The sequence below is a fragment of the Modestobacter muralis genome, assembly GCF_010682105.1.
GTDB classification, from domain to species: Bacteria; Actinomycetota; Actinomycetes; order Mycobacteriales; family Geodermatophilaceae; genus Modestobacter; species Modestobacter muralis.
In genome coordinates, this window is record NZ_JAAGWH010000012.1 from 35,938 (window position 1) to 58,767 (window position 22,830).

Genomic DNA, 22,830 nt, shown 5'->3' on the forward strand with positions numbered 1-22,830 from the left:
CGGGGCGGGGTGGCCGGGTTCAGCCGGCGGCGATGAGCCCGGCCGCTGGGGCGACGGTCAGGACCGTCCCGGCCAGCAGCAGGACCGCGAGCAGCGGGACGCCGGGCGCTCCCTCCCCGTGCCGCTGCCGCCAGACGTGCACGCCGGCGACCAGGCCGGTGATGGTCAGCGGCGCCACCACCATCGCCACGTAGGGCATGACGCCCCACAGCACGGTGAAGGCGAAGTACAGCCCGATGCCGACGGCCAGGGCGACCACGAGCTCGCCGGCGAACCGCACCCAGGCGAGCACGCCCTGGCGGGCGGTCAGCGGCTCGGGGTCGGCCTCGGCCAGCTGGGCGGCGGTGACGACCGGGATCGGGCCGGTGACCGGGTGCTCGGCGGCGCGCCGGGCGCGCTCGACACTGTCGGGCAGCGCGGTCGAGCCGGTCACCCCGGAGCGGACGGCGGAGGTGGCGGGCCCGGTGCCGAACAGCGGCGGTGAGTCGGCCGCAGGCTCTGCGTTGTCCAGGTCGCCCTTGCGCCGCCCGGGGCGCACCGGCGGGGGTGCTGCCACCTCGGACCTGCCGCCGCCCACCCGGCCGGTGCTCGAGGGCCCGTCACGGTCGTCGAGGTCCCAGGCGGCCGGCAGCGAGGCCGAGGTGCGGGCCGGCTCCGGCGTCCGGGCGGGTGCGGGGGTGCGGGCGGGGGCGACCGGACCGGCGAGGCCGGCCGCCGGCCGGGCTGCGGGCTCGGGTGCCGGGGTCCAGCCCTTGCCGACCGGACGGGAGGGCGCAGCCGGCGCCGGGCGCGCGACCGGCACCTGGGCTTGCGCCTGCGCCCTGGCCTGCGCCTGCGCTGCGGCGCGTGCCGCGGGCGGCCGGACCGGCGGCTCGGCCCGCGGGGTGCCCGGCGAGGACTCGACGCGCGCCGACCGGCCGGTGGACTCCACGTCCTCGCCGGGGCGGCGCCGCCGCCCCGGGCGCGTGCCGAGCTCGCTCTCCAGGCCGTGCTCGCGGAGGATCTCGGCGAGCGAGCGGACGCTGTACTCCCCCGAGTCGGTCTGCGACATCAGGCTCCCTCCAGCTGGTCCATCCGGCGGAGGATGACTCCCTCACGCAGTGCCCACGGGCAGATCCGCACAGACGTTACGTCCACGGCGCGCATCGCGGCCTGCGCCACGACGGCGCCGGCCGGGACCTGGTGCGCGCGTTGCGCCGACACGCCCTGCAGCTCGGCCAGCGCGGTGGCCTCGATCCGGGAGACGAAGCCCCGCACCTGGGTCAACCCGGTGGCGGTCATCCCGCGGGGCGCGCGCAGCCCGGCCCCCGACGGCGCGGCCCCGGCCAGCCGGGCGAGGGTGCGGAAGGTCTTGGAGGTGGCGGCCACCAGGTCCGGTTCGCCGGCGGCGCGCAGCTTCTCCCCGACCGGGGCCAGGACGTCGGCGGCGTGTTCCTCCAGGGCGGCCAGCGCCCGGAGGTCCGGGCGGCCCCCGGTCTCGGCGTCGGGCAGGAAGCGCCGGGTCATCCGGCCGGCGCCCAGCGGCACCGACAGGGCGACGTCGGGGTCCTCGTCGATGCCGGTCGCGAGCTCCAGTGAGCCGCCGCCGATGTCGAGCACCAGCAGCCGGCCCGCGCTCCAGCCGAACCAGCGCCGCACGGCCAGGAAGGTCAGCCGGGCCTCGTCCTCGCCGGTGAGCACCTGCAGGTCCACGCCGGTCTGCTCACGGACGCGGCGGAGCACCGCGGCGCCGTTGTCGGCCTCCCGGATCGCGGAGGTCACGAAGGCCAGCAGCTCGTCGCAGCGCTGCTCAGCCGCCTGCTGCTTGGCCCGCAGCACCGCGTTGAGCAGCGTCTTCTCCCCCGCCTTGGACAGCTTGCCGTCCTCGCCCACGTGCTCGGCCAGCCGCAGCACCGACCGGTCGTCGTGCATCGGCGTGGGGTGGGCACCCCGGTGCGCGTCCACCACCAGCAGGTGCACCGTGTTGGAGCCGACGTCCAGAACCCCGAGTCGCATGCCGAGAGTGTGCCTGGCCCTCCAGCGGTCCGCGCCGAGCGGAGCGAGGAGTGCGGGGAAGGGCTCCGTCACTACCCTGCTCCGGTGGACCCGAGCACCGTCGTCGAACCGCCACCCGAGGTCGGTCTGGACTTCCCCCGCGAGTGGGTCGAGTTCCCCGACCCGGCCGACCCCGAGCACCTCGTCCGCGCCGACCTCACCTGGCTGACCAGCGCCTGGACCTGCGTGTTCGGCCGCGGCTGCGCCGGGGTGGTGGCCGGGCGTGCCGAGGACGGCTGCTGCAACCACGGCGCCTTCTTCACCGACAGCGACGACCTGGAGCGGGTGGCGGCGTCGGTGGCCGACCTGACCCCCGCCGACTGGCAGCGGCACCCGGGCACCGCGGTGGGCCGGGACGACTGGACCGAGGCCGACACCCTCGACGAGCCGGCGGAGGACGGGACGGCGGAGCAGGCCCTGCGCACCCGGGTCGTCGACGGCGCCTGCGTCTTCCTCAACCGGCCCGGCCACCCCGCGGGTGCGGGCTGCGCGCTGCACGCGATGGCGCTGCGCCAGGGCCGGCACCCGCTGGAGACCAAGCCGGACGTCTGCTGGCAGCTGCCGGTGCGCCGGGAGCAGGAGTGGGTCGACCGCCCCGACGACACCCGCGTGCTGGTCTCCAGCATCGGCGAGTTCGACCGGCGCGGCTGGGGCCCCGGCGGGCACGACCTGCACTGGTGGTGCACCGGCTCCCCCACCGCGCACGTGTCGGCCGAGCCGCTGGTGGAGACCTACGGCCCCGAGCTCACCGCGCTGCTCGGGCCCGCGGCCTACGCCGAGCTACGCCGGCTGACCGAGGCCCGCATGGACGCCGGCCTCGTCGCCCCGCACCCGGCCAGCCCCCGGCCCGTGCCCGTGGAGCTGCACCGCCGTCGTCCCGACTGAACCGGCGCCGGGCCGGAAGGTCTGCCGGTAGGCGCGCGGGGAGACCCCGCGCCGGCGGCCGAACTGCTCGCGCAGCCCGGCCGCGGTGCCGAACCCGACCAGCCGGGCGATCTCCTCGACGGGGGCGTCGCTGTCCTCCAGCAGCGCCTCGGCCGCGGCCAGCCGCTGGGCCAGCAGCCAGGCGTGCGGCGTCGTCCCGGTGGTGGCCTTGAACCGGCGGGCGAAGCTGCGCGGGCTCATCAGCGCGCGGCGGGCCAGCAGCGGCACGCTGATGTCCTCCGCCAGGTGTGCCCGCGCCCAGTCCAGGACGACGCCGAGCAGGTCGTCCTCGCAGCGGGCCACCGGGGTGTCGATGAACTGGGCCTGCCCGCCGTCGCGGTGCGGGGGCACGACCATCTCCCGGGCCAGCGCGTTCGCCGCCGTCGCGCCCCACTCCCGGCGCACCACGTGCAGCAGGGTGTCCACCCCCGCGGCGGTGCCGGCACCGGTGATCAGCCGGCCGTTGTCGACGTAGAGGACGGCGGGGTCGACGTGCACGGCCGGGTACCGGGCGGCGAGCTCGCCGGCGAACCGCCAGTGCGTGGTGGCCCGCAGCCCGTCGAGCAGTCCCGTCTCGGCCAGCACGAACGCCCCCGTGCAGGAGCTGATCAGCAGGGCGCCGCGGGCGTGCGCGGCCCGCAGCGCGTCGAGCAGCGCCGGCGGCGGGACGGTGTCGACCAGCTCCCAGGCGGTGATCAGCACGATGTCGGAGACGGCCAGGCGCTCCAGCCCGTGCGCGACGGTGACCGGGATGCCGGTGTCGGTGTGCACCACCCCCGGGACCGGCGCGACCATCGCGAAGTCGAACAGCGGCAGGCCCATCGCCCGGCGGTCGTAGCCGAAGAACTCGGCCGCCACGCCCAGCCCGAAGCCGCCGACCAGCCCGTCGTCGACCACCACACTGACCACCACGCGGGAGCTCTGCGCCGTCATGGCCACACGATGGCAGAAGTGACGCGGTCGTGGTCAGCTCTGCCACTCGTCCGGTGCGTCCACCGCGCCCAGGCTCGGGCCATGTTGCTGATCACCTGCCCCGTGACCGGGGTCGACGAGCTCGTCGCCGAGCGGCACGTGCGCTCGGCCACCAACCACCCGACCTATGTCGCCCTGGCCGTGGCGTGCCCGTGCGGCCTGGTGCACGTCTACCGGACCGGCCGCCGCTGGGAGCTGGCCCGGGCCCGGGTCGCCACCCGCACCGCAGCACCGGCCGAGCGCGCGGAGGCGGTCCAGCCACAGCGCGTGTGAGCGCTCCGAGCCGGGGGTAGTTCGAACACATGAGCGAATCGAATGCACCTGTGAACAGCGGTCAGCCCGGCGACCCCAGCGCCGAGAAGGACCCCTCCGACTGGGTCACCGGCGGCGAGCCGGCCACCGGCGCCCAGAAGAGCTACCTCCACACCCTGGCCAACCAGGCCGGCGAAGAGGTCCCCGACGACATCAGCAAGGCCGACGCCTCGATCAAGATCGACGAGCTCCAGAACGAGACCGGCCGCGGCAAGTGAACTGACGGCTGGTGTCCACGGACACCAGCCACCGCCACACCCACGTGGGAACGGCGGAGCCGGTCAGCCCGGACGGTGGGCCCGCAGGGTCCACCTCCGGGCTGACGGGAAACGGCTCAGCTAAGAGCGACCCGGACGGGGGTCGCGGGGCATGACACGCCGCAGGCGGTGACGCCGGACGGTGGGCCCGCAGGGTCCACCTCCGACGTCACGGGAAACGGCTCAGGGCGTGGTGACCCCGCTCCTGGCCGCGCTGCGATCCGGAGGATCACGATCAGTCACGCCTCGAACTTGTACCCCAGCCCGCGGACGGTGACCAGGTAGCGCGGGTTGGCCGGGTCGGGCTCGAGCTTGGCGCGCAGCCGCTTGACGTGGACGTCGAGGGTCTTGGTGTCGCCGACGTAGTCCGCGCCCCACACCCGGTCGATGAGCTGACCGCGGGTGAGCACCCGGCCGGCGTTGCGCAGCAGCAGCTCGAGGAGGTCGAACTCCTTGAGCGGCAGGGACACCGGGGCACCGTCGACGGCGACCACGTGCCGGTCGACGTCCAGGCGGACCGGGCCGGCGGCCAGGGTGGCCTCGGTGGACACCTCGGCCTCGGTCCCGCGACGCAGCACCGCCCGCATGCGGGCGACCAGCTCCCGCGCCGAGTAGGGCTTGGTGACGTAGTCGTCGGCCCCCAGCTCCAGGCCGACGACCTTGTCGATCTCGGTGTCCTTGGCCGTCAGCATGATGATCGGCACGGAGCTCTTCGCCCGCAGCGACCGGCAGACCTCGGTGCCGGACAGGCCCGGCAGCATGAGGTCCAGCAGCACGATGTCGGCTCCGGCCCGATCGAACTCGACGAGCGCGTCCGTGCCGGTGGCCGCCACGACGGTGTCGTAGCCCTCCCGACGCAGCATGTAGGACAGCGCATCGGAGAAGGACTCCTCGTCCTCCACCACGAGCACTCGGGTCATTGCCGTCCTCTCCTCGCAGCCCCAGCGGGGCCGTGGTCAGTGTCCCCGGGGACGTCGGCGCCGGTGGCGTCGAACCCCCGGGACGGGTGCAGTGGGGGAACCGGCGGGCGCTCGGGCGCCGCCTGGTCGTGGGGTTCCTCGGCGTCGGCGTCGAGCGGGATCCGCAGCGTGAAGGTGGAACCGAGGCCCTCCTCGCTCCACACGGTGACCGAGCCTCCGTGGTTGCTGGCCACGTGCTTGACGATGGCGAGACCGAGCCCGGTGCCGCCGGTGGCGCTGGCCCGGGACTGGTCGACCCGGTAGAACCGCTCGAAGACCCGGGAGCGGTCCGAGCGCGGGATGCCGATGCCGGAGTCGGTCACGGCGATCTCGGCGAACCCCGACCGGGCGCGGGCGCCCACGGCGATGGTCGTGTCCGGGGGGCTGTAGGCGACGGCGTTGGCCAGCAGGTTGGTCAGCGCGGTGGCCAGCTGCGCCTCCGCGCCGCGGACGACCAGGCCGGGCTGCGCGGCGACGGCGAGCTGGATGTCCTTGGCCGCGGCGGCGGCGCGGGTGCGGTCGACGGCCTCGGCGACGACGGTGCCGACCGCGACCGGCACCAGCTCGGGCAGCGGCTCGGCGCCCTGCAGCCGGGACAGGTCGATCAGCTCGCGCACCAGCCGGGCGAGCCGGGCGGCCTCGTGCTGCATCCGGGCGGCGAACCGCTGGACGGTCTCCGGGTCGTCGGCCGCGCCCTGGACGGCCTCGGCCAGCAGCGCGAGCGCACCGACCGGTGTCTTGAGCTCGTGCCCGACGTTGGCGACGAAGTCGCGGCGCACGGCCTCGACCCGGCGGGCCTCGGTGACGTCCTGCAGCACCAGGGCGACCGGGCCGGGCTGGACGACGGGCCCGGTGCCCAGCCGGATGCCGTGCACGCCGACCATCCGGGGGCCGGTGCCCACCAGGTCACCGGGCAGGGCGACGTCGGCACGCCGGCTGCCGGTGAGCTGCACGTTGCGGGCGACCTCGACCAGACCGGGCACGAGCACACGGTTGCCGCGCAGGATGCCCAGCGCGCGGGCCGAGGGGTTGGCCATGAGCACGGCGTCGTCGGCGCCCAGCACGATGACGGCGGGGTCCATCAGGTCGACCAGCCGGCGACTGAGCGCGCCCTCCTCGTCGGCCCGCAGCTCGCTGCGGTCCTCGGCCGTACCGGGGGCGCGCTCCTCCCGCCGCTGGCGGGCGCGCGGGGACCGCACCGCCACTGCCACCGAGGCGAGCAGCAGGCCGAGCACGAGGCCCACCAGCAGGGCGACCAACGGGTCCACGGGGCCGATGCTAGACACGGACGGGCCCTCCACCGGCGCCACAGGTGATCATCACCCGCTCGGGGGTGATCTGTTCACCGCTGCGCACCAGGGCGTTCACCAGCCAGCCTCCTCCGACGGCGCTCCCGGTCTCTACCCTCGGGGCACACGTGTCGCGCACAGCCATGGGCACGGGCAGCTGGGGCGCGTCACCGACGTCGGGCGTCACCTGGGCGCACACGACGCGATGAGGAGGAACGGTGCGCGAGAGCTACCGCGAGGAACTGGACGACATCAACGCCTGTCTGGTGGGGATGGCGAACTCGGTCGGATCGGCGATGAGCACGGCGACGACCGCCCTGCTCGACGCCGACGTGGCCCTGGCCGACCTGGTGATCGCCGGGGACCGGCGGATCGACGCCGTCCGGGAGAGCATCGAGGAGCGCTGCTTCACCCTGCTGGCCCGCCAGCAGCCGGTCGCCACCGACCTGCGCGCGATCACCACCGCGATGCGCATCGTGGCCGACCTGGAGCGGATGGGCGACCTCGCCGAGCACATCGCGAAGGTGGCCCGGATGCGCTTCCCGGAGCACGCGGTCCCCCAGGAGGTGCGGCCGATCTTCCTGGAGGCCGGGCACGTCGCCGAGAGCCTGGTCGCCAAGGCCGGCACGGTCATCGCCAAGCGGGACGTCGAGACGGCCATCGAGCTCGAGGCCGAGGACGACGTCATGGACCAGCTGCACAAGTCCATGTTCCGCGAGCTGCTGAGCGAGGACTGGCCGCACGGCATCGAGGCGGCCATCGACGTGACCCTGCTGGGCCGCTACTACGAGCGCTTCGCCGACCACGCCGTGAGCGTGGCCCGCCGGGTGATCTACCTGGTCACCGGCGAGCGCCCGCTGAGCACCCCGGCCGAGACGCACTGAGCTACGACGAAGGCCCCACCCGCCGAGCGGGTGGGGCCTTCGTCGTACGGCCCCTCTGCAGGGTCCCGCCCCGAGCTCGCGAGGGGTGGGGGGCAGAGAGGTCCTTTACTTGCCCTGGTTCTTGACGGCCTCGATGGCGGCGGCCGCGGCGTCGGGGTCGAGGTACTGGCCGCCGGTGGTGAGCGGGCGCAGGTCGTCGTCGAGGTCGTAGCGCAGCGGGACACCGGTGGGGATGTTCAGCCCGACGACCTCCGCGTCGCCCATGCCGTCGAGGTGCTTGACCAGGGCCCGCAGGCTGTTGCCGTGTGCGGTGACCAGCACGGTCTTCCCGGCGCGCAGGTCCGGCACGATCGCGTCGTACCAGTAGGGCAGCATCCGCACGACGACGTCGGCCAGGCACTCGGTGGCCGGCCGCACCTCCGGGGGCAGGGCGGCGTAGCGCGGGTCGGCGTCCTGGCTGAACTCGCTGCCGGCCTCGATCGGCGGCGGCGGGGTGTCGTAGCTGCGGCGCCAGGTCATGAACTGCTCCTCGCCGTACTCGGCGAGGGTGGCGGCCTTGTCCTTGCCCTGCAGGGCGCCGTAGTGGCGCTCGTTGAGCCGCCAGGAGCGGCGCACCGGGACCCACTGCCGGTCGGCGGCGGCCAGCGCCAGCTCTGCGGTGGTGATCGCCCGCTTCAGGAGTGAGGTGTGCAGGACGTCGGGCAGCACGTCGTGCTCGCCGAGCAGCCGGCCGCCGCGGGCCGCCTCCGCGCGGCCCTTCTCCGACAGCTCGACGTCCACCCAGCCGGTGAAGAGGTTGGCCTTGTTCCACTCGCTCTCGCCGTGGCGGAGCAGGATGAGGGTCCCAGAGGAGGTCACGCCGCCATCCTGCCCGACCGGCTCCGCAGCGTGCTGGGACGGCCCCCGCGCAGGGGCCCGCCGCGAGCGTGCGAGCGGTGGAGGGGCGCGGGGGTCCTCCCCTCAGGCCATGGCCGCGACGTGGCGGTCGCGCACGGGTGCGCGGCTGGCCAGGACGGCGGCGGCGACGAGCTCCCCGGCGCGGACCAGTTGCTCCTCGGTGTGGGTCGCCATCGCCGCGAGCCGCAGCACGCCCTTGCCCCGCGGGACCGCCGGGTGCACGACCGCGTTGGTGTAGACGCCGGCGTCGTGGGCGGCGGCCCAGGCGACCCGGGTGACCTCGTCCTCGCCGGTGGGGACGGCGATGACGGCGCCCCGGCCCGGCAGCGGCGCGGCGCCGCACTCGGTGAGCACGCGGCGGAGCAGGTCGCCGTTGTCGCGCAGCCGCTGCATCCGCTCGGGCTCCCGGCGCAGGACGCGCAGCGAGGCAAGGGCCGCGGCGACCGCGGACGGGTCGTTGGCGGCGCTGAACACGTAGGGCATCGACGAGCAGCGGATGCCCTCGGCGACGGCCCGCGACGTCATCACCGCACCGCCCACGCTGGCCAGGGACTTGCTGAAGGCCACGGTCACCGCGTCGACCCGGTCGAGCACCCCGGCCTCCTCGGCGGCGCCGCGGCCGCGCTCGCCGAGCACCCCGAGGCCGTGCGCCTCGTCGACGACCAGCCGGGCCCCGAACCGCCGGCAGAGGCCGGCGATGGCCGCCAGCGGGGCCGCCTCCCCGCTCATCGAGTAGACGCCGTCGACGACCACGACCGCGCCGGCCTGGGGGGCCAGCGCGGACAGCCGCCGCTCCAGGGAGGCCGCGGAGTTGTGGGTGAAGCGCGCGACGGTGCCCCGGCTGGCGGCAGCGGCGGCGTGCAGGCTGGCGTGCGCGTGGGCGTCGACGAGCAGCACGTCGCCGGGGGCGCAGCTGGTGGACAGCACGGCGAGGTTGGCGTTGACCCCGGCGGAGGTCAGCACGGCGTCCTCGGTGCCGTAGTGCTCGGCGAGCTCCTGCTCCAGCGTGAGGTGCAGCCGCGTCGTCCCGTTGAGCATGCGGCTGCCCGCGGCGCTGGTGCCGTACTGGCGCAGCGCGCCGACCGCGGCCTCGACCACCTGCGGGTCGCCGGCCAGGCCGAGGTAGTTGTTGGTGCCCAGGTTGATCCGGGTGCGGCCGTCGTCGAAGACGGTCAGCGGCTGCGGCGCGCCCGCGGTGGGGACGGCGTGGGTGGCCACGCCCGCGCGGTCGTGCCGGCGCAGCAGTGCGGCGAACTCGCTCTGCAGCAGCGGGGCGAACGGGTCCCGTCGGACCGGGTGGGCGTCGAACACGTGGCGGCCTCCTCGTCGCCGCGAGGGGCCGCGGCGGTGCAGTGCCGACCCTGACGGTCAGCACGCTCCGTGGTCAACGATGACCGCTCAGTCCGGTCGAGGGTCACCCGACCCGGGGAGATCCGGGTCACTCCTGCACGCGTGGTGACGGCGCGCGGCAGGAACGTGCCGCGCGGGTGTCACCCGACCGTGCACACCCGGCAGCGCACACCCGGCCGGACCGGCCCCGGCCGGACTCCCCCGGCCGTCGCTCAGCCGGTCAGCGGGCGCGCAGCCTCATCGGGGTGCGGAAGCGCTCACCGGCGCCGCGGGCGCCCTGCCGGGCGGCCCGGCGGGTCTCGACCGTCACCCGCATCTCGGCCATCGCGGCGGCGTAGGCGTCGACCAGGGAGTCGGTGGTGCGGTCCCAGCTGAACGCGGCGGCGTGCCGGCGGGCGCCGACGGCCAGCAGCTCCCGGCGGGCGAGCACCCCGCGCACGGCGGCCGCGTAGTCCTCCGGGTCACGGCTGTCGACCAGCAGGCCCGACACCCCGTCGGCCACGGCGGTGGGCAGGCCACCCACCGCGGCGGCCACCACGGGCGTGCCGCAGGCCTGGGCCTCCAGCGCCACCAGGCCGAAAGACTCGTTGTGGCTGGGGACGACGGCCACGTCGGCGGCCCGGTAGTGGTCGGCCAGCTGCTCGGCGCGCTGCGGCGGGAGGAAGCGCACCACGTCGGTGATGCCCAGCGCCACGGCCAGCTCCTGCAACCGCTGTGGCTCGGCGAGCCCGGAGCCGCTGGGGGCGCCCGCGACGAGGACCTGCAGGCGGCGGCGCAGCGCGGGGTCGGCGGCGAGCATCCGGGCGGCGGTCTCCAGCAGCAGGTCGGGGGCCTTGAGCGGCTGGATGCGGCCGACGAACAGCAGCACGACCGCGTCCTCGGGGACCCCGATCCGCCGCCGGGCCGCCCGCTGGTCGCCGGGCGAGAACCGCTGCAGGTCGACGCCGGGCGGGATCACCAGGGTGCGTCGGGGGTCGGCGTCGTAGAAGTCGACGAGCTGCCGGGCCTCCTCGGCGGTGTTGGCCACCAGCCGGTCGGCCTCGGCGACGACCTGCTCCTCGCCGATCACCCGGGCGCGCGGCTCGGGCTCGTCGCCCGCGGCCAGCGCGGCGTTCTTCACCTTGGCCAGGGTGTGCGCCGAGTGCACGAGCGGCACGCCCCACCGGTCGCGTGCCAGCCAGCCCACCTGGCCCGACAGCCAGTAGTGGGAGTGGACGACGTCGAAGTGCCCCGGGTCGTGCTGGGCCTCCTCACGGAGGACGGCGGCGGTGAATGCGCACATCTGGGCGGGGAGCTCGGCCTTGCCCAGACCCTCGAACGGGCCGGCGCTGACGTGCCGCACGGTCACCCCGGGCGCCATCTCGACGACCGGCGGCTGCTCGCTGGAGGTGGCCCGGGTGAACACGTCGACGGCGATGCCGCGCTCGGCGAGCCGGCGGGAGACCTCGACGACGTAGACGTTCATGCCCCCGGCGTCGCCGGCGCCGGGCTGCTCGAGCGGGCTGGTGTGCACCGAGAGGGTGGCGACCCGGCGGGGCAGCACGAGGCGGGCCGGCTCGGGCACCGGACCGGCGCGCCAGGGCGTGGGCTGGCGGGGGTGACGGCGAGCGGGCACGGCACTCCTCCCCCGCTCGGGCGCCGGCCGGCCGGGACGCATGTGGCTGGTGTGCCACCCGGTCGGGCACCCCTGTCTCCGTCCCAGTGTGCAACAACGCCAGGATGGGCACATGTCCAGCCCTTCGCTCCCGCCCTCCCCCTTCCGTGGTCAGGGCCGTGTCGCCGTCGTCACCGGCGCCTCCAGCGGCATCGGCGCCGCCACCGCGGAACGGCTGGCCGCCGACGGGTTCACCGTCGTGCTGGCCGCCCGCCGCGTCGACCGGCTGACCGCCCTGGCCGAGCGGATCGGCGGCCGGGCGGTGCAGCTGGACGTGACGGACCAGTCCTCCGTCGACGCCCTCGCGGCCGGGCTCGACCGGGTCGACGTCCTGGTCAACAACGCGGGTGGGGCCTTCGACACCGCGCCCGTCGCCGACGCCGACCTCGACTCCTGGCAGCGCACCTACGACGTCAACGTGCTGGGCACCGTGCGGGTGACCCGGGCGCTGCTGCCGGCGCTGCGTGCCTCCGGCGCCGGGGACGTCGTGTTCATGGGCTCGACCGCCGGGCTGGTCAGCTACGAGGGCGGCGCCAGCTACACCGCGGCCAAGCACGGCGTGCACACGCTGGCCGAGACGCTGCGGCTGGAGCTGGTCGGCGAGCCGGTGCGGGTGATGGAGATCGCACCCGGGATGGTGCGGACCGAGGAGTTCACCCTTAACCGCACGCAGTCGCAGGAGCGGACCGAGGCCGTCTACCGCGGGGTGCGCGAGCCGCTGGTCGCCGCGGACGTCGCCGACGTCGTGAGCTGGGTCGTCACCCGGCCGCACCACGTCAACGTCGACCTGCTCGTCGTCCGCCCGCGCGCCCAGGCCGCCCAGCACAAGGTCGCCCGCGACCCCGAGTGACGCCGATGGAGTCCCAGCGCTCGGTTCCTGCAGCGCTGGGACTCCATCAGGGCCTACTCGGCGTGGTGGAGGAGGACCTCGTAGGCCTTCGCGACGCGGGCGGGGTCGGCGGCGGAACCGCTCCTGTCGAACAGCGCCTGCGCGTCGGTGACCTCGCCGGTGGTCGCCGTCCCGGTGTTGAGCACGCGGGAGATCAGGCCCGACAGCGCGGCGTCGGCCTCCAGGCGGGCCATCCACCCGGTCAGCTGGCGGGGGTCCGCCGGCATCGGGGCAGGTGTGCGCAGCGCGTCATAGAGCGCGCCGAGCTGCAGGGACTCGTCCGGGCGCATGCTCACGGCCGGACCTGCGTGGGCTCGGGCACCAGCGTGACGCCGAACTGCGCGCGCACCGCGGAGACGACCTCGCCGGCGAAGGCCATCAGCTCCGCGGCGGTCGCGCCGGGCTCGGTGGTCAGCGCCAGGCTGTGCCGGGACGACGTCCCGACCCGACCCGCGCGGGTGCCCTTGCCGTAGCCGGAGTGCTGCACCAGCCAGGCGGCGCTGAGCTTGACCTGCGCGGCACCGTCGGCGCCCACGCCGGCCGGCCAGGACGGGCAGCCGGGCACTGCGGTGCCCACCGGCACGATCGGGTTGGTGAAGAACGAGCCGGCGCTGCGGGAGTCGGGGTCGGCAGGGTCCCAGACCATGCCCTTGCCGCGGCGCAGCTCCAGCACGGCCTCGCGGACGGCGCCGAGCGGCGCGGTGTCCCCGAGCTCCACGCCCAGTTTCTTCGCCAGCTCCGCGTAGCTGACCGGGCTGGAGGAGTCCGAGGGGCGGAGCGCAAAGGTCACGGCCAGGACGACGAAGGTGCCGGGGCGGGACTTGAGCATGCTGTCGCGGTAGGCGAACGCCAGGTCCGCGGGCGTGAGCACCCGCTCGACCTGCGCCGTCCGGTCCCAGACGCGCACGGCGGTGACCAGCGCGGCGACCTCCTGGCCGTAGGCGCCGACGTTCTGCACGGGGGTGGCGCCGGTCGAGCCGGGGATCCCCGAGAGCGCCTCCATCCCGGCCAGGTGCTCGGCGACGGTGAGGGCGACCAGGGCGTCCCAGTCCTCCCCCGCCTCGACCTCGAGCAGCACGGCGTCCGGGGTGTCGGTGCGGGCCACCCCCCGGCTGCGGACCAGGACGACGTCGCCGGGCCAGCCGCTGTCGGGGGCGACGATGTTCGACCCGCCGCCCAGCACCAGCAGCGGGCGCCCGGCGTCATCGGCGTCCCGCACGGCGGCGACCAGCTCGGCGCGGGTGGCGACCTCGACCAGCCGGTCGATCGGACCGCCGACCCCCAGGGTGGTCAGGTCCGCCAGGCGGGCGTCTCGGCGTTCCAGCACGCACCCACGGTAACGGCCCGTGCGGCTAACCTCGTCCTCCGTGAGCGACCACACCCAGCGTGCGTCGCTGCCGCCCGTCCGCAAGGCCCCCCGGCTGGCCGCCGGCCGGGCGCGGGCGCTCGGTCTGCCCACCCGCGGCACCACCAACGCCAACCGGCTGCGCCGGGTCGACCGCTGGCTGGTCGCCACCCAGGTCGCCCGGCTGCGCGACGCCGCCCGGCCGCTGGTGGTCGACCTGGGCTACGGCGCGTCGGCGGTGACCACGCTGGAGCTGGTGGACCGGCTGGCCCCGGAGATCGAGCGCCTGGAGGTCGTCGGGCTGGAGATCGACCCGGAGCGGGTGGCCGCGGTGGCCGCCGACTGCGACCCGCCGCGGGTGGACTTCCGGGTCGGCGGGTTCGAGCTGGCCGGGCTGCGACCGGTGCTGGTGCGGGCGTTCAACGTGCTGCGCCAGTACGACGAGGAGTCCGCCGGCCGGGCCTGGGACACCATGCGCGCAGCACTGGCACCCGGCGGCCTGCTGGTGGAGGGCACCTGCGACGAGTGGGGACGGCGCGCGTCGTGGGTGGCCCTGGACGAGGACGGCCCGCTCACCCTGACCCTCGCCGCCCGGGTGTCGGACCTGGACCGTCCCTCCGACCTGGCCGAGCGGCTGCCCAAGGCGCTGATCCACCACAACGTGCCCGGGCAGCCGGTGCACACCTTCCTGACCGCCTTCGACACGGCGTGGGCGTCGGCCGCGGGGCTGTCGGCGTTCGGCCCGCGGCAGCGCTGGGCGGCGGCGTGCGAGGCGCTGACCGCCGACGGCTGGCCGCTGCTGGGCCCGACCCGGCGCTGGCGGCACGGCGAGGTCACCGTGCGCTGGTCGGCGGTCGCCCCGGCCTGAGCGGGGGCTCGCCCAGCTCTGCCACGAAGGTCGCCCAGGCGTGGTCGACGCGGTCGGTGTCGCCGGTGGCGTCCAGGTCGACGATCAGCCCGCGGACGACGGCCAGCACCAGCGTCGCGAGCTCGGGGCGCCCGATCGTGCGCAGCCCCTCCTGCAGCGGGGCCAGCCAGTCGGTCGTGGCCTCCCGCCGGAAACCGGGCCACAGCTGCTGCTCGGCGTCCTCCCGCAGCCGGTTGAACACCGCCAGGTAGCGCTGCCCCGCAGGCCCGGTCATGCCGGCCCAGGCGCGGGCCAGCGTCCTCCGGTAGTCCTCGTCGGCGCGCACCCGCAGCAGGGCCTCCCAGTCCCGGCGCTGGCGGGCGCGGGCGTGCTGCAGGACCGCGCGGAGCAGCGCCTCCTTGGTGCCGAAGTGGTACAGCAGCATCCGGGCCGAGGTGCCCGAGGCGACGGCGAACGGCTCGAGCCGGTCGGGCAGGCCGCCGGCCAGCACGGCGTCGGTGCACGCCTCCAGCAACCGCTCCCGGATCTCCGGCTGCTTCTGTCGGCCCACCGCCGGATCTTTTCGCGTAACTGGCGCTACGTCTAGCGTCGGTCGTGTTGGTCCGACGCCGTGGAGGCTCAGATGCGAGTGGTGTTCGTGCACGGTGCGTGTGTCCGGGACGGCGCGTGGTGGTGGCACCGCACCGCCGCCCTGCTGGCCGAACGGGGCGTGTCCAGCGTGGCGCCCGCGCTGCCCAGCTGCGGGGAGACCGGCGTCCCCGGCCTCGGGCTGGACGAGGACGTCGCCGCCGTCCGGCAGGTCCTGCTCGACAGCGACGAGCCGACCGTGGTGGTGGGGCACAGCTACGGCGGGATCGTCACCGCGGAGGCCGCCGTGGGCGTCGGCGCGGTGCGGCACCTGGTCGCGGTGTCGAGCTACCTGCCCGTGGTCGGGGAGGGCCTGTCCACCTTCGGCGCCCCGGAGCCCGCCCCGTTCCTGGACGTCGACCCCGCCGCCGGCACGTTCGGCGTCCGGCCCGAGCTGCTGGCCGACACCTTCCTGCAGGACTGTCCCGAGGTGGCCGACGACGCCCTCGCCCGGCTGGCCCGGCAGAGCCTGTCGGTGCTCGGGCAGCCGGTGCAGGTCACCGCCTGGCAGGACGTGCCGTCGACCTACCTCGTCTGCGCCGACGACCGCGGCACCCCGGCCGCGGCGCAGCGGGAGTTCGCCCGCCGCGCCGGCACCCTCGTCGAGCTGGACGCCGGCCACCACCCGTTCCTGTCCCAGCCGCAAGCCGTCGCCGACCTGCTGCTCGGACTGCCGGTCTGAGCCGTCAGAGCGCCGCGACCCGCCGCCCGAGGGCCCGCGGCGCCAGGCGCAGCATCGTCGGCAGCAGCCGGGTCTGCCCCGGCAGGGCCATCGGCCGGCGCCTCCGGAGCGCGTCGAGCGTGACCGTCGCGACCTCGGCAGCCGACAGCATCGGCCGGTCGAGGCCGGCGTTCATGGGCGTGTCGGTGGTCGGCGGGAGGACCTCGAGCACGTGGGTGCCTCGGGGGGCGAGCTGGCGACGCAGGCCGTCGGCGAACCCGTGCAGTCCCGCCTTGACCGCGCCGTAGGTGGGCGCACGGGTGGGCGAGACCAACGCGAAGCCCGAGGTCACGAACACGACCGCGTCCAGCGACGGCCAGCGACGCAGCACCTCCCCGGTCAGGTGGATGGGCGCGGTGAGGTTGAGCTCGACCTCCTCGTCGAGCGCTGCGGTGGCGTCGTCCGCGGCGAAGTCCCGCTCGACGAACGTCCCGGCGTTGTTGACCAGCACGTCGAGCCGGCCGAACCGGGCGGTCACCGCCTCCAGCAGCGCGGCGCGTGCCTCGGGCGCGGTCACGTCGGCCCGGACGGCAAGCGCCTGCAGGTGCGCCTGCCCGAACCGGTCGAGGGCCGTCTGCGACCGGCCGCACACGACGACGGACGCCCCCTCGGCCAGGAACGCCTCCGCGAGCGCCAGACCGATGCCCGACGTCCCCCCGGTGATGAGCACGACCTTCTCCACGACTGCCTCCTCGATGTGTACCAATCGGTACACATCGAGACGCTAGCAGTTCAGCACCAATCGGTACCGAACGCGTAGGGTGTCCCCATGACGAGCGGACGGACGGCCGCAGTCGGCCGGCCTCGCGGCTTCGACATCGACGCGGCCCTGGACGCGGCAGTCCGGGTCTTCTGGGCCCAGGGCTACGAGGGCGCCAGCCTCGACGACCTGACCGACGCGATGGGCATCAACCGCACGAGCATGTACCGGGCCTTCGGCAACAAGGAGGAGCTCTTCTCCCTGGCGCTGGCGCGCTACACCGAGGGCCCGGCGTCCTACGTCGCACAGGCGCTGGCCCAGCCGACCGCCCGCGAGGTGGCCACCACCTTCCTCGTCGGTTCGGTGCGGGCCACCACGCTCCCCGACTGCCCGACCGGGTGCCTGGGCGTGCAGGGCTCGCTGGCGGCCGGCACCTCCGGGCGCCGGGCGCGCGACGTCCTGGCTGCCTGGCGGGAATCGGGCACCAGCCACCTGCGGGACCGGTTCCAGCGGGCCGTCGAGGACGGCGACCTCCCGGCCGACGCCGACCCCGGACTGCTCGCCCGGTACCTGATGACCGTGGCCAACGGGATCGCCGTCCAGGCCGCGGGCGGCACGCCCCGCGACGAGCTCCAGCTGGTGGCCGACCTGACGATGCGGAGCTGGCCCCCGGTCAGCCCCTGATCACGGGCTCCGGCGGCGACTGGTCACCGGCGTACCCGAGCCGCACCACCTCGCGGGCGCGGACGGCCGCGGGCAGCCCCACGAGGACTGCCAGGTCGACCTCCGCCGTCGGGTCGCCGGCGAGCGGGGTGACCTGGACGGCGTCCCGCTCGTCGGGGACGTGCTCTCGATGCTGCGCACAGCGGAGGACAGGACCGTCCGCCACCACTGCGAACGTCCCCTCCGCGGTACCGAGGGGTACGACGCCGGGACCGACGCCGTGCACGTCTCGGTGCGCGGCACCGACACCGAGGAGGTCACCGGGTACTGGCAGGCGCTGGTCGTCGGCGGCACGGTGCGGGCCGAGCTCGCCCCGGCCGGCTACGCCCCGCTGTACGGGATGGTCACCGATCGCTTCGGCGTCACCTGGGTCCTCGACGTCCTCCCGCCCTACACCGGCTGACCCGGTCCGGGGGCGGACGGCGACGGCCGCCCCCGGCCCACCATGGGGAGTCCGGGTGACCGCCTGGGGCACCATGGACCGCGTGCCCGCCGAGCTGTTCGACACCTGGACCGCCGCCGTGGAGCGGGAGGGCGAGCGGTTCGGTGTCGTCGCCCAGGAGCTCGACGCCGGCCGCACCCCGGCTGCCGGCGGGCTGCAGGCCGCGGTGCCGTGGCTGACCGACTGGACCGCCCGCGACCTGGTGTCCCACCTCGGCGTCGTCCACCGCTGGGTCGTCGGGATCCTGCGGGCCGGCACCACCCAGCGACCCCGCTCACCCCGCGACCTCGCCCCGCCGGACGAGGACCTGCACGGCTGGTACGCGCAGGGGTTGATCGAACTGGTGGCCACCCTGCGCACCACCGATCCCGACGCCCCGGCCTGGCACATGAGCCCGGCGGCCGCGCAGACCGCGGGGAGCTGGGCCCGGCGCCAGGCGCACGAGCACACCGTCCACCGGCACGACCTCGAGGCAGCCGCATCGCTGGCGCACGCCCCCGTCGACCCGGTGCTGGCCGGCGACGGCGTCGACGAGCTGCTGGCCGTCGTCCTGCCCCGCTGGCAGCACACCGCGCCGCTGGCGACCGGCCGGGCCCGGGTCGGCGTCGTCGCGACCGACCTGGCCCGCAGCTGGACCGTCGAGGTGGCCGACGGCGCCGTGCGCTGCACGGACGGTCCCGCCGCCGACCCCGACGCCGAGGTGGCCGGGACGGCGACCCAGCTGCTGCTGCACCTGTGGGGACGGCCGGGTGAGGTCGCGGTGCACGGCGACCGGTCCGCCGAGGCCCTGCTGCGGGGTCGCTGACCATGGGCCGCAAGGACCGGGCGCACCTGTCCGCCCTCCCCGGGCCGACGCAGGTCGCCGGGGGCACCGCCGAGCTGCTGGCCGACGCCGACCGCGAGGGCTCCTGGCAGCTGATGCTCGACGGCGTCCCGCAGTCGCACGTGGACCTCCTCGACCCCGCGTACCTGGAGTTCGAGTACGTCCGCCGGATGGGCCACGTGCTCGACCTGACCGCCGAGCCGGACGAGCCGCTGGACGTCGTCCACCTGGGCGGGGGCGCGCTCACCCTGGCCCGCTACGTCGCCGTCACCCGGCCCGGCTCCCGGCAGCGGGTCGTGGAGCTCGACGAGCCGCTGACCGAGCTGGTGCGCCGGGAGCTGCCGCTGCCCCGCAACGCACGGGTGCGGGTGCGCGCCGCCGACGCGCGCGCGGGGCTGGCCGCCCTGCCGGACGCCTCGGCCGACGTCGTCCTGGTCGACGTGTTCGCCGGCGCGCGCACCCCGGCGCACCTGACCACCGTCGAGTTCGCCGCCGACGTCGCCCGCGTGCTGAGGCCCGGGGGCGTGACGGCGTGGAACGTCTCCGACGGCCCGCCGCTGCGGTTCGCCCGCGCGGAGGCGGCGACGCTGCGCGCGGTCTTCGCGCACGTGGCCCTGCTGGCCGAGCCGGGGACGCTGCGCGGACGGCGGTTCGGCAACACCGTGGCGGTCGGCTCGGACGCCGAGCTGCCGATCGCCGGGCTGACCCGCCGGTGCGCCGGTGACCCGATGCCCGCCCGGGTGGTCAGCGGTGCCGACCTCGACGGCTTCGTCGGCCAGGCGGCGCCGGTGACCGACGCGGACGCCCAGCCCTCACCCCAGCCGCCGGCCGGGGTCTTCGACTGAGGCCCGCGGCGCCGTAGGGTCGGGAGATGACGACTCCCCCGTACGGTCGGCTCACCCGCGACACCCGGCACAAGGTCGTGGCCGGGGTCTGCTCCGGCCTGGCCCGCAGGTTCGGGCTCTCCCGGGGCGGCCTGCGCGCGGCCTTCGTGGTGTCCTGCGTGCTGCCGGGCCCGCAGATCCTGGCCTACATCGCGCTCTGGGTCCTGATGCCGGCCGACGACAGGTACTGACGGCCGGCCCGTCTCACCAGGGGTTGTTGCCCGGCTTCAGGCTGCGCACCGCGGGCCGCACGTCGACCAGGTAGACCACCGCGGCGACGACGGCCGGCAACCCGAGGAAGCTCAGCGGGCCCAGGAGGAACAGCAGCAGCGCGGCGATGCCGGTGATCGCCAGCCAGGCGGGCTTGCTCAGCTTGCCCGCGGCGACGTAGGCCGACGCCGGGCGGATCACGGCGTCGACGAGGGCCCAGAGGGCCAGGGCCAGGGTGCCGTAGTACACCAGGTCGGTCACGAAGCCGTCGAAGCCCATGCACCGAGGATAGGCGGGTCCGGCCACCCGCTGCCGGGGAACGCGCCCGCCGCCGGCCTTGCTGACCCGTCCGGGTGGGACGACGACGCGCCGGCGCCCGCGGATGCGGGCGGCCGGGGCGTCGGCTCACGGAGCGGAGCGGTCGGTCACTTCCCCGAGCGGCGGGTCTTGGCCGGGACGGCGAGCGGGTCGGGCAGCTGGGCCTTCGCCGGCTTCGCGGCCGGCGTCTTCGCGGCCGGCGTCTTCGCGGCCGGCGTCTCCACGGCCGGCTCGGCGGTGACCGGCTCGACGACGACGGCCTCGGCCGGAGCCGGCTCGGCGGCGTCGGCCAGGGTGGCCTTCGTCGACTCGGCGGCCTCCTGGACGTCGGCGGTGGCCGACTCGACGGCCGCGGTGGTGCGGGCCGCAGTCTTCTGCGCGACGGAGGTGACCGTGTCGGAGGCCTCGGCCACGGTCTCGGCGGTCTCGTCCAGGACGTCCTCGAGCCCGTCCTCGACGGCGTCCACGGCGCGCTCGGTGCGGGCCACCACCTTGCGGAAGACCGGCTGCCGGCGCAGGTCGCCGACCAGCTGCTCGCCGCGGCCGGCCAGCTCGCCGATGGCCTCCAGCGCCTGGGCGCGGGCACCGTCGACCAGGCCGGTGACGGTGCCGAGCACCGTCTCCGGACGCAGCTCGGTGACGGTGCTGCGGGCGTGGACGGCGGCCCGGCGGGCCTGCTCGCGCGCGGCCACGACCCGGGCACGGGCCTCCTTGGCGCCCAGGTCGGCCTGCACCTGCGCCTCACCGGGGAGCGCCTCGGCGCGGGAGCGCAGGCCGTCGACGACGGTGCGGGCACGGTCGACGGCGACGTCACCGGCGCCGAGCGCGGCCAACAGGCCGGTGCGGCCGGTCTCGACGAGGGTCTCGCCGTAGTGCTTCAGGGTGTCGGTGCGGCTCATGCCGTCTCCTCCGAGGGGGTGGGGGTGGGTGCGGCCGCCTCGAGCGCGCGGGCGAGCTGGGCGGCGTGTTCGCGGGCGTAGGTCTCGTACAGCTCCAGGAGCACGGCCTTGTGCCGCTCCGACAGCGCCGCGTCACCGCGGATGGCGGCGACCGTGCCGGCGGTGCCCGACCGGCGGTCGAGGATGCCGGCCTGCTCGTACAGCGTCTCCGCGGAGATCTTCAGGCCCCGGGCGATCTGGCCCAGGATCTCCGCCGACGGCTTGCGCAGGCCACGCTCGACCTGGGAGAGGTAGGGGTTGCTGACCCCGGCCACCCGGGCCAGCTCCCGCAGCGACACCTGGGCGGCGCTGCGCTGGGTGCGGATGAACTCCCCCACGTGCGAGCTCACGGCCGCGGGCACGGTCTGGGCCTCGGCGGCTGCGGTGACCACGCTCTCGCGGACCGCGGTCACCTGCTCGCGGACGAACTCCGTGGGTCGCTGCACGTGATCATCCTAGCCCGCAGTGCTAGCTCCTGCAAGCGGGCTGCTAGCACGCCGTCGTCCACTGTCTTCCCTGCCGCGGGACCCCGCACTGCTCGCCACAGGACCACCCGGGCGCCGCCGCGCGGGTTGACCCGCGTGAGCGGGCGTTGAGCCGCGCCCCGACGCGGCTCAACGCCTGCTCGTGCGGGTCAACCCGCACCAGAGCAGCGAGGACACCACCCCGGCCTGACCCGTCGGGAGGGTCAGCGGCTCAGCCCAGGACGTCGGACGGGCGGATGTGGCCGACCACGCCCTCACCACCGGAGACCGCGGTCGACGACCAGGGGGCGAGGGTCGCGGCGGGCACGCCCAGCCGCACCAGCCCGGCGCACAGCGCGGGCAGCCGGCCGCGGTCGCCGCCGTCGTCGAGCTTGAGGGCGACCGCCCCGGCGCCGGGCAGCGCCGCGACGTGCACGCCGTCGGCCCCGCCCTTGACCAGCAGGCCGTCGACGGCCTGCATCAGCTCGGTGTCGTCGCGCCCGGTGCCGGCGACCAGCCACGGGTGGGCGCGCATCGCGTCGGCGACGCGCCGGCCGGCCGTGCCCGGCTCGGCCTGCACCAGCGACAGGACGCCGCGGGCCAGCCCGGTCAGCGGGATCTCGTGCTGGGGCGCCCCGCACCCGTCCACGACGACGGCGGACACCGGGTCTCCCCCGGCCTCGCCCAGCCGTGCCTCGATCGCCTGCTGCAGCGGGTGCCCGGGGTCCAGGTAGCCCTCGGTCGGCCAGCCGGCCGCGACGCAGGCGGCCAGCATCGCCGAGTGCTTGCCCGAGCAGTTCATCGCCAGCCGCTCCGGCGCGCGGCCTTCGACCAGCCAGTGCGCGCGGGTGGCCTCGTGACCGGGCAGCGACGGCGGGCAGCCGAGGTGCGCGGGCTCGAGACCGGCGTGGGCCAGCACCTGGGCGGCCAGCTCGCGGTGGTCGTCCTCACCGTTGTGCGAGGCGGCGGCCAGCGCCAGCTCCCGGTCGTCCCGCGGCTGCCAGCCGGCGTCGAGGTAGACGGTGGCCTGCACCGGCTTGTTCGACGATCGCGGCAGCACCGGCCGGGTCACGTCCCCGACGGCCGACTGCGGTGCCCCGTCGGCGCCGAGGACGACCAGCGCTCCCCGGTGCACCGACTCCAGCACGTCGGACGCCAGCCCGCCGCGCCACACCTCCACCAGCACCGGGTTCTGCGGCCACTCGCTCATGCGGTGATCATGCCGAGCCCCCGGTGACGTGCTGGAACGGCCCCCGTGCAGGGTCCCGCTCCCAGCTCGCTCGGAGTGGGGTCAGGCCCCGTCCCGAGGCTCGGTGCGAGCTCGCTCGTGCCGAGGAGGACGGGGT

At 75.7% G+C, this 22,830-nt stretch carries 29 protein-coding genes; 12 read left to right on the forward strand and 17 right to left on the reverse strand.

All coding sequences use genetic code 11. The features are described 5' to 3' along the window. Positions 1-19 precede the first annotated feature (19 nt). Complete coding sequence (locus GCU67_RS03620) at positions 20-1,051, reverse strand: hypothetical protein (RefSeq protein ID WP_163609728.1); 1,032 nt, start codon at positions 1,049-1,051, stop codon at positions 20-22. Beyond that, positions 1,051-1,995, reverse strand: a complete 945-nt coding sequence (locus GCU67_RS03625) for a Ppx/GppA phosphatase family protein (RefSeq protein ID WP_163609729.1) — start codon at positions 1,993-1,995, stop codon at positions 1,051-1,053. The genes GCU67_RS03620 and GCU67_RS03625 overlap by 1 nt, the downstream gene beginning before the upstream one ends. A gap of 84 nt (positions 1,996-2,079) precedes the next feature. Here GCU67_RS03625 and GCU67_RS03630 point away from each other — a divergent pair, with 84 nt between their 5' ends. After that, positions 2,080-2,919: a DUF3109 family protein gene (locus GCU67_RS03630; RefSeq protein ID WP_163609730.1), complete on the forward strand. Its 840-nt coding sequence runs from the start codon at positions 2,080-2,082 to the stop codon at positions 2,917-2,919. On the opposite strand, the gene GCU67_RS03635 is transcribed toward GCU67_RS03630, so the two are convergent. Then, positions 2,815-3,891, reverse strand: a complete 1,077-nt coding sequence (locus tag GCU67_RS03635) for a helix-turn-helix domain-containing protein (RefSeq protein ID WP_163609731.1) — start codon at positions 3,889-3,891, stop codon at positions 2,815-2,817. The two genes, GCU67_RS03630 and GCU67_RS03635, sit on opposite strands and share 105 nt — an antisense overlap. An 81-nt stretch (positions 3,892-3,972) precedes the next feature. Between GCU67_RS03635 and GCU67_RS03640 the strand changes: the two genes are divergently transcribed. Both GCU67_RS03640 and GCU67_RS03645 read left to right on the forward strand, forming a co-directional pair. Then, entirely contained in the window at positions 3,973-4,203 is a 231-nt protein-coding gene (locus tag GCU67_RS03640) for a hypothetical protein (RefSeq protein ID WP_163609697.1), read from the forward strand. A gap of 50 nt (positions 4,204-4,253) precedes the next feature. Then, a complete protein-coding gene (locus GCU67_RS03645) occupies positions 4,254-4,460 on the forward strand; it encodes a DUF3072 domain-containing protein (protein ID WP_338104748.1) in 207 nt (68 codons plus the stop codon). A gap of 278 nt (positions 4,461-4,738) precedes the next feature. Here GCU67_RS03645 and GCU67_RS03650 read toward each other — a convergent pair whose 3' ends face one another. Next, on the reverse strand, positions 4,739-5,419 hold the full coding sequence (locus GCU67_RS03650) for a response regulator transcription factor (RefSeq protein ID WP_163609733.1): 681 nt from the start codon (positions 5,417-5,419) through the stop codon (positions 4,739-4,741). Continuing rightward, positions 5,416-6,726, reverse strand: a complete 1,311-nt coding sequence (locus GCU67_RS03655) for an ATP-binding protein (RefSeq protein ID WP_163609734.1) — start codon at positions 6,724-6,726, stop codon at positions 5,416-5,418. The genes GCU67_RS03650 and GCU67_RS03655 overlap by 4 nt, the downstream gene beginning before the upstream one ends. A gap of 239 nt (positions 6,727-6,965) precedes the next feature. On the opposite strand from GCU67_RS03655, the gene phoU reads away from it, so the two are divergent. Then, positions 6,966-7,631, forward strand: a complete 666-nt coding sequence (gene phoU, locus GCU67_RS03660) for a phosphate signaling complex protein PhoU (protein WP_163609735.1) — start codon at positions 6,966-6,968, stop codon at positions 7,629-7,631. 105 nt (positions 7,632-7,736) lie between these two features. Here phoU and GCU67_RS03665 read toward each other — a convergent pair whose 3' ends face one another. The 3 genes from GCU67_RS03665 to mshA all read right to left on the reverse strand — a co-directional run bounded on the left by GCU67_RS03665 (position 7,737) and on the right by mshA (position 11,493). Then, positions 7,737-8,489 carry a phosphoglyceromutase gene (locus tag GCU67_RS03665; protein WP_163609736.1) on the reverse strand — a complete coding sequence of 251 codons (753 nt, stop codon included), beginning with the start codon at positions 8,487-8,489 and terminating at the stop codon, positions 7,737-7,739. Between the two features lie 102 nt (positions 8,490-8,591). After that, positions 8,592-9,839, reverse strand: coding sequence for an aminotransferase class I/II-fold pyridoxal phosphate-dependent enzyme (locus GCU67_RS03670; RefSeq protein ID WP_163609737.1), 1,248 nt, complete (start codon positions 9,837-9,839; stop codon positions 8,592-8,594). 259 nt (positions 9,840-10,098) lie between these two features. Next, positions 10,099-11,493, reverse strand: coding sequence for a D-inositol-3-phosphate glycosyltransferase (gene mshA / locus GCU67_RS03675; RefSeq protein ID WP_338104749.1), 1,395 nt, complete (start codon positions 11,491-11,493; stop codon positions 10,099-10,101). 112 nt (positions 11,494-11,605) lie between these two features. On the opposite strand from mshA, the gene GCU67_RS03680 reads away from it, so the two are divergent. Beyond that, the gene (locus GCU67_RS03680; RefSeq protein ID WP_163609738.1) at positions 11,606-12,382 is read left to right on the forward strand and encodes an SDR family oxidoreductase; all 777 of its coding nucleotides are present in this window, start codon (positions 11,606-11,608) and stop codon (positions 12,380-12,382) included. Positions 12,383-12,435: 53 nt separating this feature from the next. Here GCU67_RS03680 and GCU67_RS03685 read toward each other — a convergent pair whose 3' ends face one another. Together GCU67_RS03685 and GCU67_RS03690 are read right to left on the reverse strand one after the other, a co-directional pair. After that, entirely contained in the window at positions 12,436-12,717 is a 282-nt protein-coding gene (locus tag GCU67_RS03685; RefSeq protein ID WP_163609739.1) for a hypothetical protein, read from the reverse strand. Next, positions 12,714-13,748: a UDP-N-acetylmuramate dehydrogenase gene (locus GCU67_RS03690; protein WP_163609740.1), complete on the reverse strand. Its 1,035-nt coding sequence runs from the start codon at positions 13,746-13,748 to the stop codon at positions 12,714-12,716. The genes GCU67_RS03685 and GCU67_RS03690 overlap by 4 nt, the downstream gene beginning before the upstream one ends. A 40-nt stretch (positions 13,749-13,788) precedes the next feature. On the opposite strand from GCU67_RS03690, the gene GCU67_RS03695 reads away from it, so the two are divergent. Further along, on the forward strand, positions 13,789-14,634 hold the full coding sequence (locus GCU67_RS03695) for a class I SAM-dependent methyltransferase (RefSeq protein ID WP_163609741.1): 846 nt from the start codon (positions 13,789-13,791) through the stop codon (positions 14,632-14,634). Here GCU67_RS03695 and GCU67_RS03700 read toward each other — a convergent pair. Continuing rightward, complete coding sequence (locus GCU67_RS03700; protein WP_163609742.1) at positions 14,600-15,184, reverse strand: TetR/AcrR family transcriptional regulator; 585 nt, start codon at positions 15,182-15,184, stop codon at positions 14,600-14,602. The genes GCU67_RS03695 and GCU67_RS03700 overlap by 35 nt on opposite strands. A gap of 72 nt (positions 15,185-15,256) precedes the next feature. Here GCU67_RS03700 and GCU67_RS03705 point away from each other — a divergent pair, with 72 nt between their 5' ends. Further along, positions 15,257-15,943 carry an alpha/beta fold hydrolase gene (locus tag GCU67_RS03705; protein ID WP_163609743.1) on the forward strand — a complete coding sequence of 229 codons (687 nt, stop codon included), beginning with the start codon at positions 15,257-15,259 and terminating at the stop codon, positions 15,941-15,943. A gap of 4 nt (positions 15,944-15,947) precedes the next feature. Here the strand turns inward: GCU67_RS03705 and GCU67_RS03710 are convergent, their stop codons facing one another. After that, positions 15,948-16,664 (reverse strand): SDR family NAD(P)-dependent oxidoreductase, encoded by a 717-nt coding sequence (locus tag GCU67_RS03710; RefSeq protein ID WP_163621124.1) that lies wholly within the window; start codon positions 16,662-16,664, stop codon positions 15,948-15,950. Between the two features lie 87 nt (positions 16,665-16,751). On the opposite strand from GCU67_RS03710, the gene GCU67_RS03715 reads away from it, so the two are divergent. Next, positions 16,752-17,366, forward strand: coding sequence for a TetR/AcrR family transcriptional regulator (locus GCU67_RS03715; protein ID WP_163609745.1), 615 nt, complete (start codon positions 16,752-16,754; stop codon positions 17,364-17,366). Here the strand turns inward: GCU67_RS03715 and GCU67_RS03720 are convergent. Further along, entirely contained in the window at positions 17,356-17,571 is a 216-nt protein-coding gene (locus tag GCU67_RS03720; protein ID WP_163609698.1) for a hypothetical protein, read from the reverse strand. The two genes, GCU67_RS03715 and GCU67_RS03720, sit on opposite strands and share 11 nt — an antisense overlap. Between GCU67_RS03720 and GCU67_RS03725 the strand changes: the two genes are divergently transcribed. From GCU67_RS03725 to GCU67_RS03740, 4 genes are read left to right on the forward strand one after another with little or no spacing between them, the layout of a single operon-like run. Then, positions 17,536-17,808 (forward strand): VOC family protein, encoded by a 273-nt coding sequence (locus GCU67_RS03725; protein ID WP_246214533.1) that lies wholly within the window; start codon positions 17,536-17,538, stop codon positions 17,806-17,808. The two genes, GCU67_RS03720 and GCU67_RS03725, sit on opposite strands and share 36 nt — an antisense overlap. A gap of 55 nt (positions 17,809-17,863) precedes the next feature. Beyond that, positions 17,864-18,652: a maleylpyruvate isomerase N-terminal domain-containing protein gene (locus GCU67_RS03730; RefSeq protein WP_163609746.1), complete on the forward strand. Its 789-nt coding sequence runs from the start codon at positions 17,864-17,866 to the stop codon at positions 18,650-18,652. Positions 18,653-18,654: 2 nt separating this feature from the next. Next, positions 18,655-19,515 (forward strand): spermidine synthase, encoded by an 861-nt coding sequence (locus tag GCU67_RS03735; RefSeq protein ID WP_163609747.1) that lies wholly within the window; start codon positions 18,655-18,657, stop codon positions 19,513-19,515. 26 nt (positions 19,516-19,541) lie between these two features. Further along, complete coding sequence (locus GCU67_RS03740) at positions 19,542-19,745, forward strand: PspC domain-containing protein (protein ID WP_163609748.1); 204 nt, start codon at positions 19,542-19,544, stop codon at positions 19,743-19,745. A 13-nt stretch (positions 19,746-19,758) separates the two neighbouring features. On the opposite strand, the gene GCU67_RS03745 is transcribed toward GCU67_RS03740, so the two are convergent. The 4 genes from GCU67_RS03745 to GCU67_RS03760 all read right to left on the reverse strand — a co-directional run bounded on the left by GCU67_RS03745 (position 19,759) and on the right by GCU67_RS03760 (position 22,694). Beyond that, positions 19,759-20,043, reverse strand: coding sequence for a DUF2516 family protein (locus GCU67_RS03745; RefSeq protein WP_163609749.1), 285 nt, complete (start codon positions 20,041-20,043; stop codon positions 19,759-19,761). A gap of 146 nt (positions 20,044-20,189) precedes the next feature. Beyond that, positions 20,190-20,981, reverse strand: coding sequence for a hypothetical protein (locus GCU67_RS03750; protein WP_163609750.1), 792 nt, complete (start codon positions 20,979-20,981; stop codon positions 20,190-20,192). Further along, positions 20,978-21,466, reverse strand: coding sequence for a helix-turn-helix domain-containing protein (locus GCU67_RS03755; RefSeq protein WP_163609751.1), 489 nt, complete (start codon positions 21,464-21,466; stop codon positions 20,978-20,980). Before GCU67_RS03755 ends, GCU67_RS03750 begins: the two co-directional genes overlap by 4 nt. A gap of 250 nt (positions 21,467-21,716) precedes the next feature. Beyond that, on the reverse strand, positions 21,717-22,694 hold the full coding sequence (locus tag GCU67_RS03760; RefSeq protein ID WP_163609752.1) for an asparaginase: 978 nt from the start codon (positions 22,692-22,694) through the stop codon (positions 21,717-21,719). Positions 22,695-22,830: the final 136 nt, after the last annotated feature.

What these genes read in the sequence shown, in the direction of transcription:
- GCU67_RS03740 (WP_163609748.1), top strand. Translation starts at nt 19,542, where the DNA reads ATGACGACTCCCCCGTACGGTCGGCTCACCCGCGACACCCGGCACAAG.
- GCU67_RS03760 (WP_163609752.1), bottom strand. Translation starts at nt 22,694, where the DNA reads ATGAGCGAGTGGCCGCAGAACCCGGTGCTGGTGGAGGTGTGGCGCGGC.
- GCU67_RS03620 (WP_163609728.1), bottom strand. Translation starts at nt 1,051, where the DNA reads ATGTCGCAGACCGACTCGGGGGAGTACAGCGTCCGCTCGCTCGCCGAG.
- GCU67_RS03650 (WP_163609733.1), bottom strand. Translation starts at nt 5,419, where the DNA reads ATGACCCGAGTGCTCGTGGTGGAGGACGAGGAGTCCTTCTCCGATGCG.
- GCU67_RS03750 (WP_163609750.1), bottom strand. Translation starts at nt 20,981, where the DNA reads ATGAGCCGCACCGACACCCTGAAGCACTACGGCGAGACCCTCGTCGAG.
- GCU67_RS03745 (WP_163609749.1), bottom strand. Translation starts at nt 20,043, where the DNA reads ATGGGCTTCGACGGCTTCGTGACCGACCTGGTGTACTACGGCACCCTG.
- GCU67_RS03640 (WP_163609697.1), top strand. Translation starts at nt 3,973, where the DNA reads ATGTTGCTGATCACCTGCCCCGTGACCGGGGTCGACGAGCTCGTCGCC.
- GCU67_RS03725 (WP_246214533.1), top strand. Translation starts at nt 17,536, where the DNA reads ATGCTGCGCACAGCGGAGGACAGGACCGTCCGCCACCACTGCGAACGT.
- GCU67_RS03680 (WP_163609738.1), top strand. Translation starts at nt 11,606, where the DNA reads ATGTCCAGCCCTTCGCTCCCGCCCTCCCCCTTCCGTGGTCAGGGCCGT.
- GCU67_RS03715 (WP_163609745.1), top strand. Translation starts at nt 16,752, where the DNA reads ATGACGAGCGGACGGACGGCCGCAGTCGGCCGGCCTCGCGGCTTCGAC.
- GCU67_RS03635 (WP_163609731.1), bottom strand. Translation starts at nt 3,891, where the DNA reads ATGACGGCGCAGAGCTCCCGCGTGGTGGTCAGTGTGGTGGTCGACGAC.
- GCU67_RS03705 (WP_163609743.1), top strand. Translation starts at nt 15,257, where the DNA reads ATGCGAGTGGTGTTCGTGCACGGTGCGTGTGTCCGGGACGGCGCGTGG.
- GCU67_RS03625 (WP_163609729.1), bottom strand. Translation starts at nt 1,995, where the DNA reads ATGCGACTCGGGGTTCTGGACGTCGGCTCCAACACGGTGCACCTGCTG.
- GCU67_RS03735 (WP_163609747.1), top strand. Translation starts at nt 18,655, where the DNA reads ATGGGCCGCAAGGACCGGGCGCACCTGTCCGCCCTCCCCGGGCCGACG.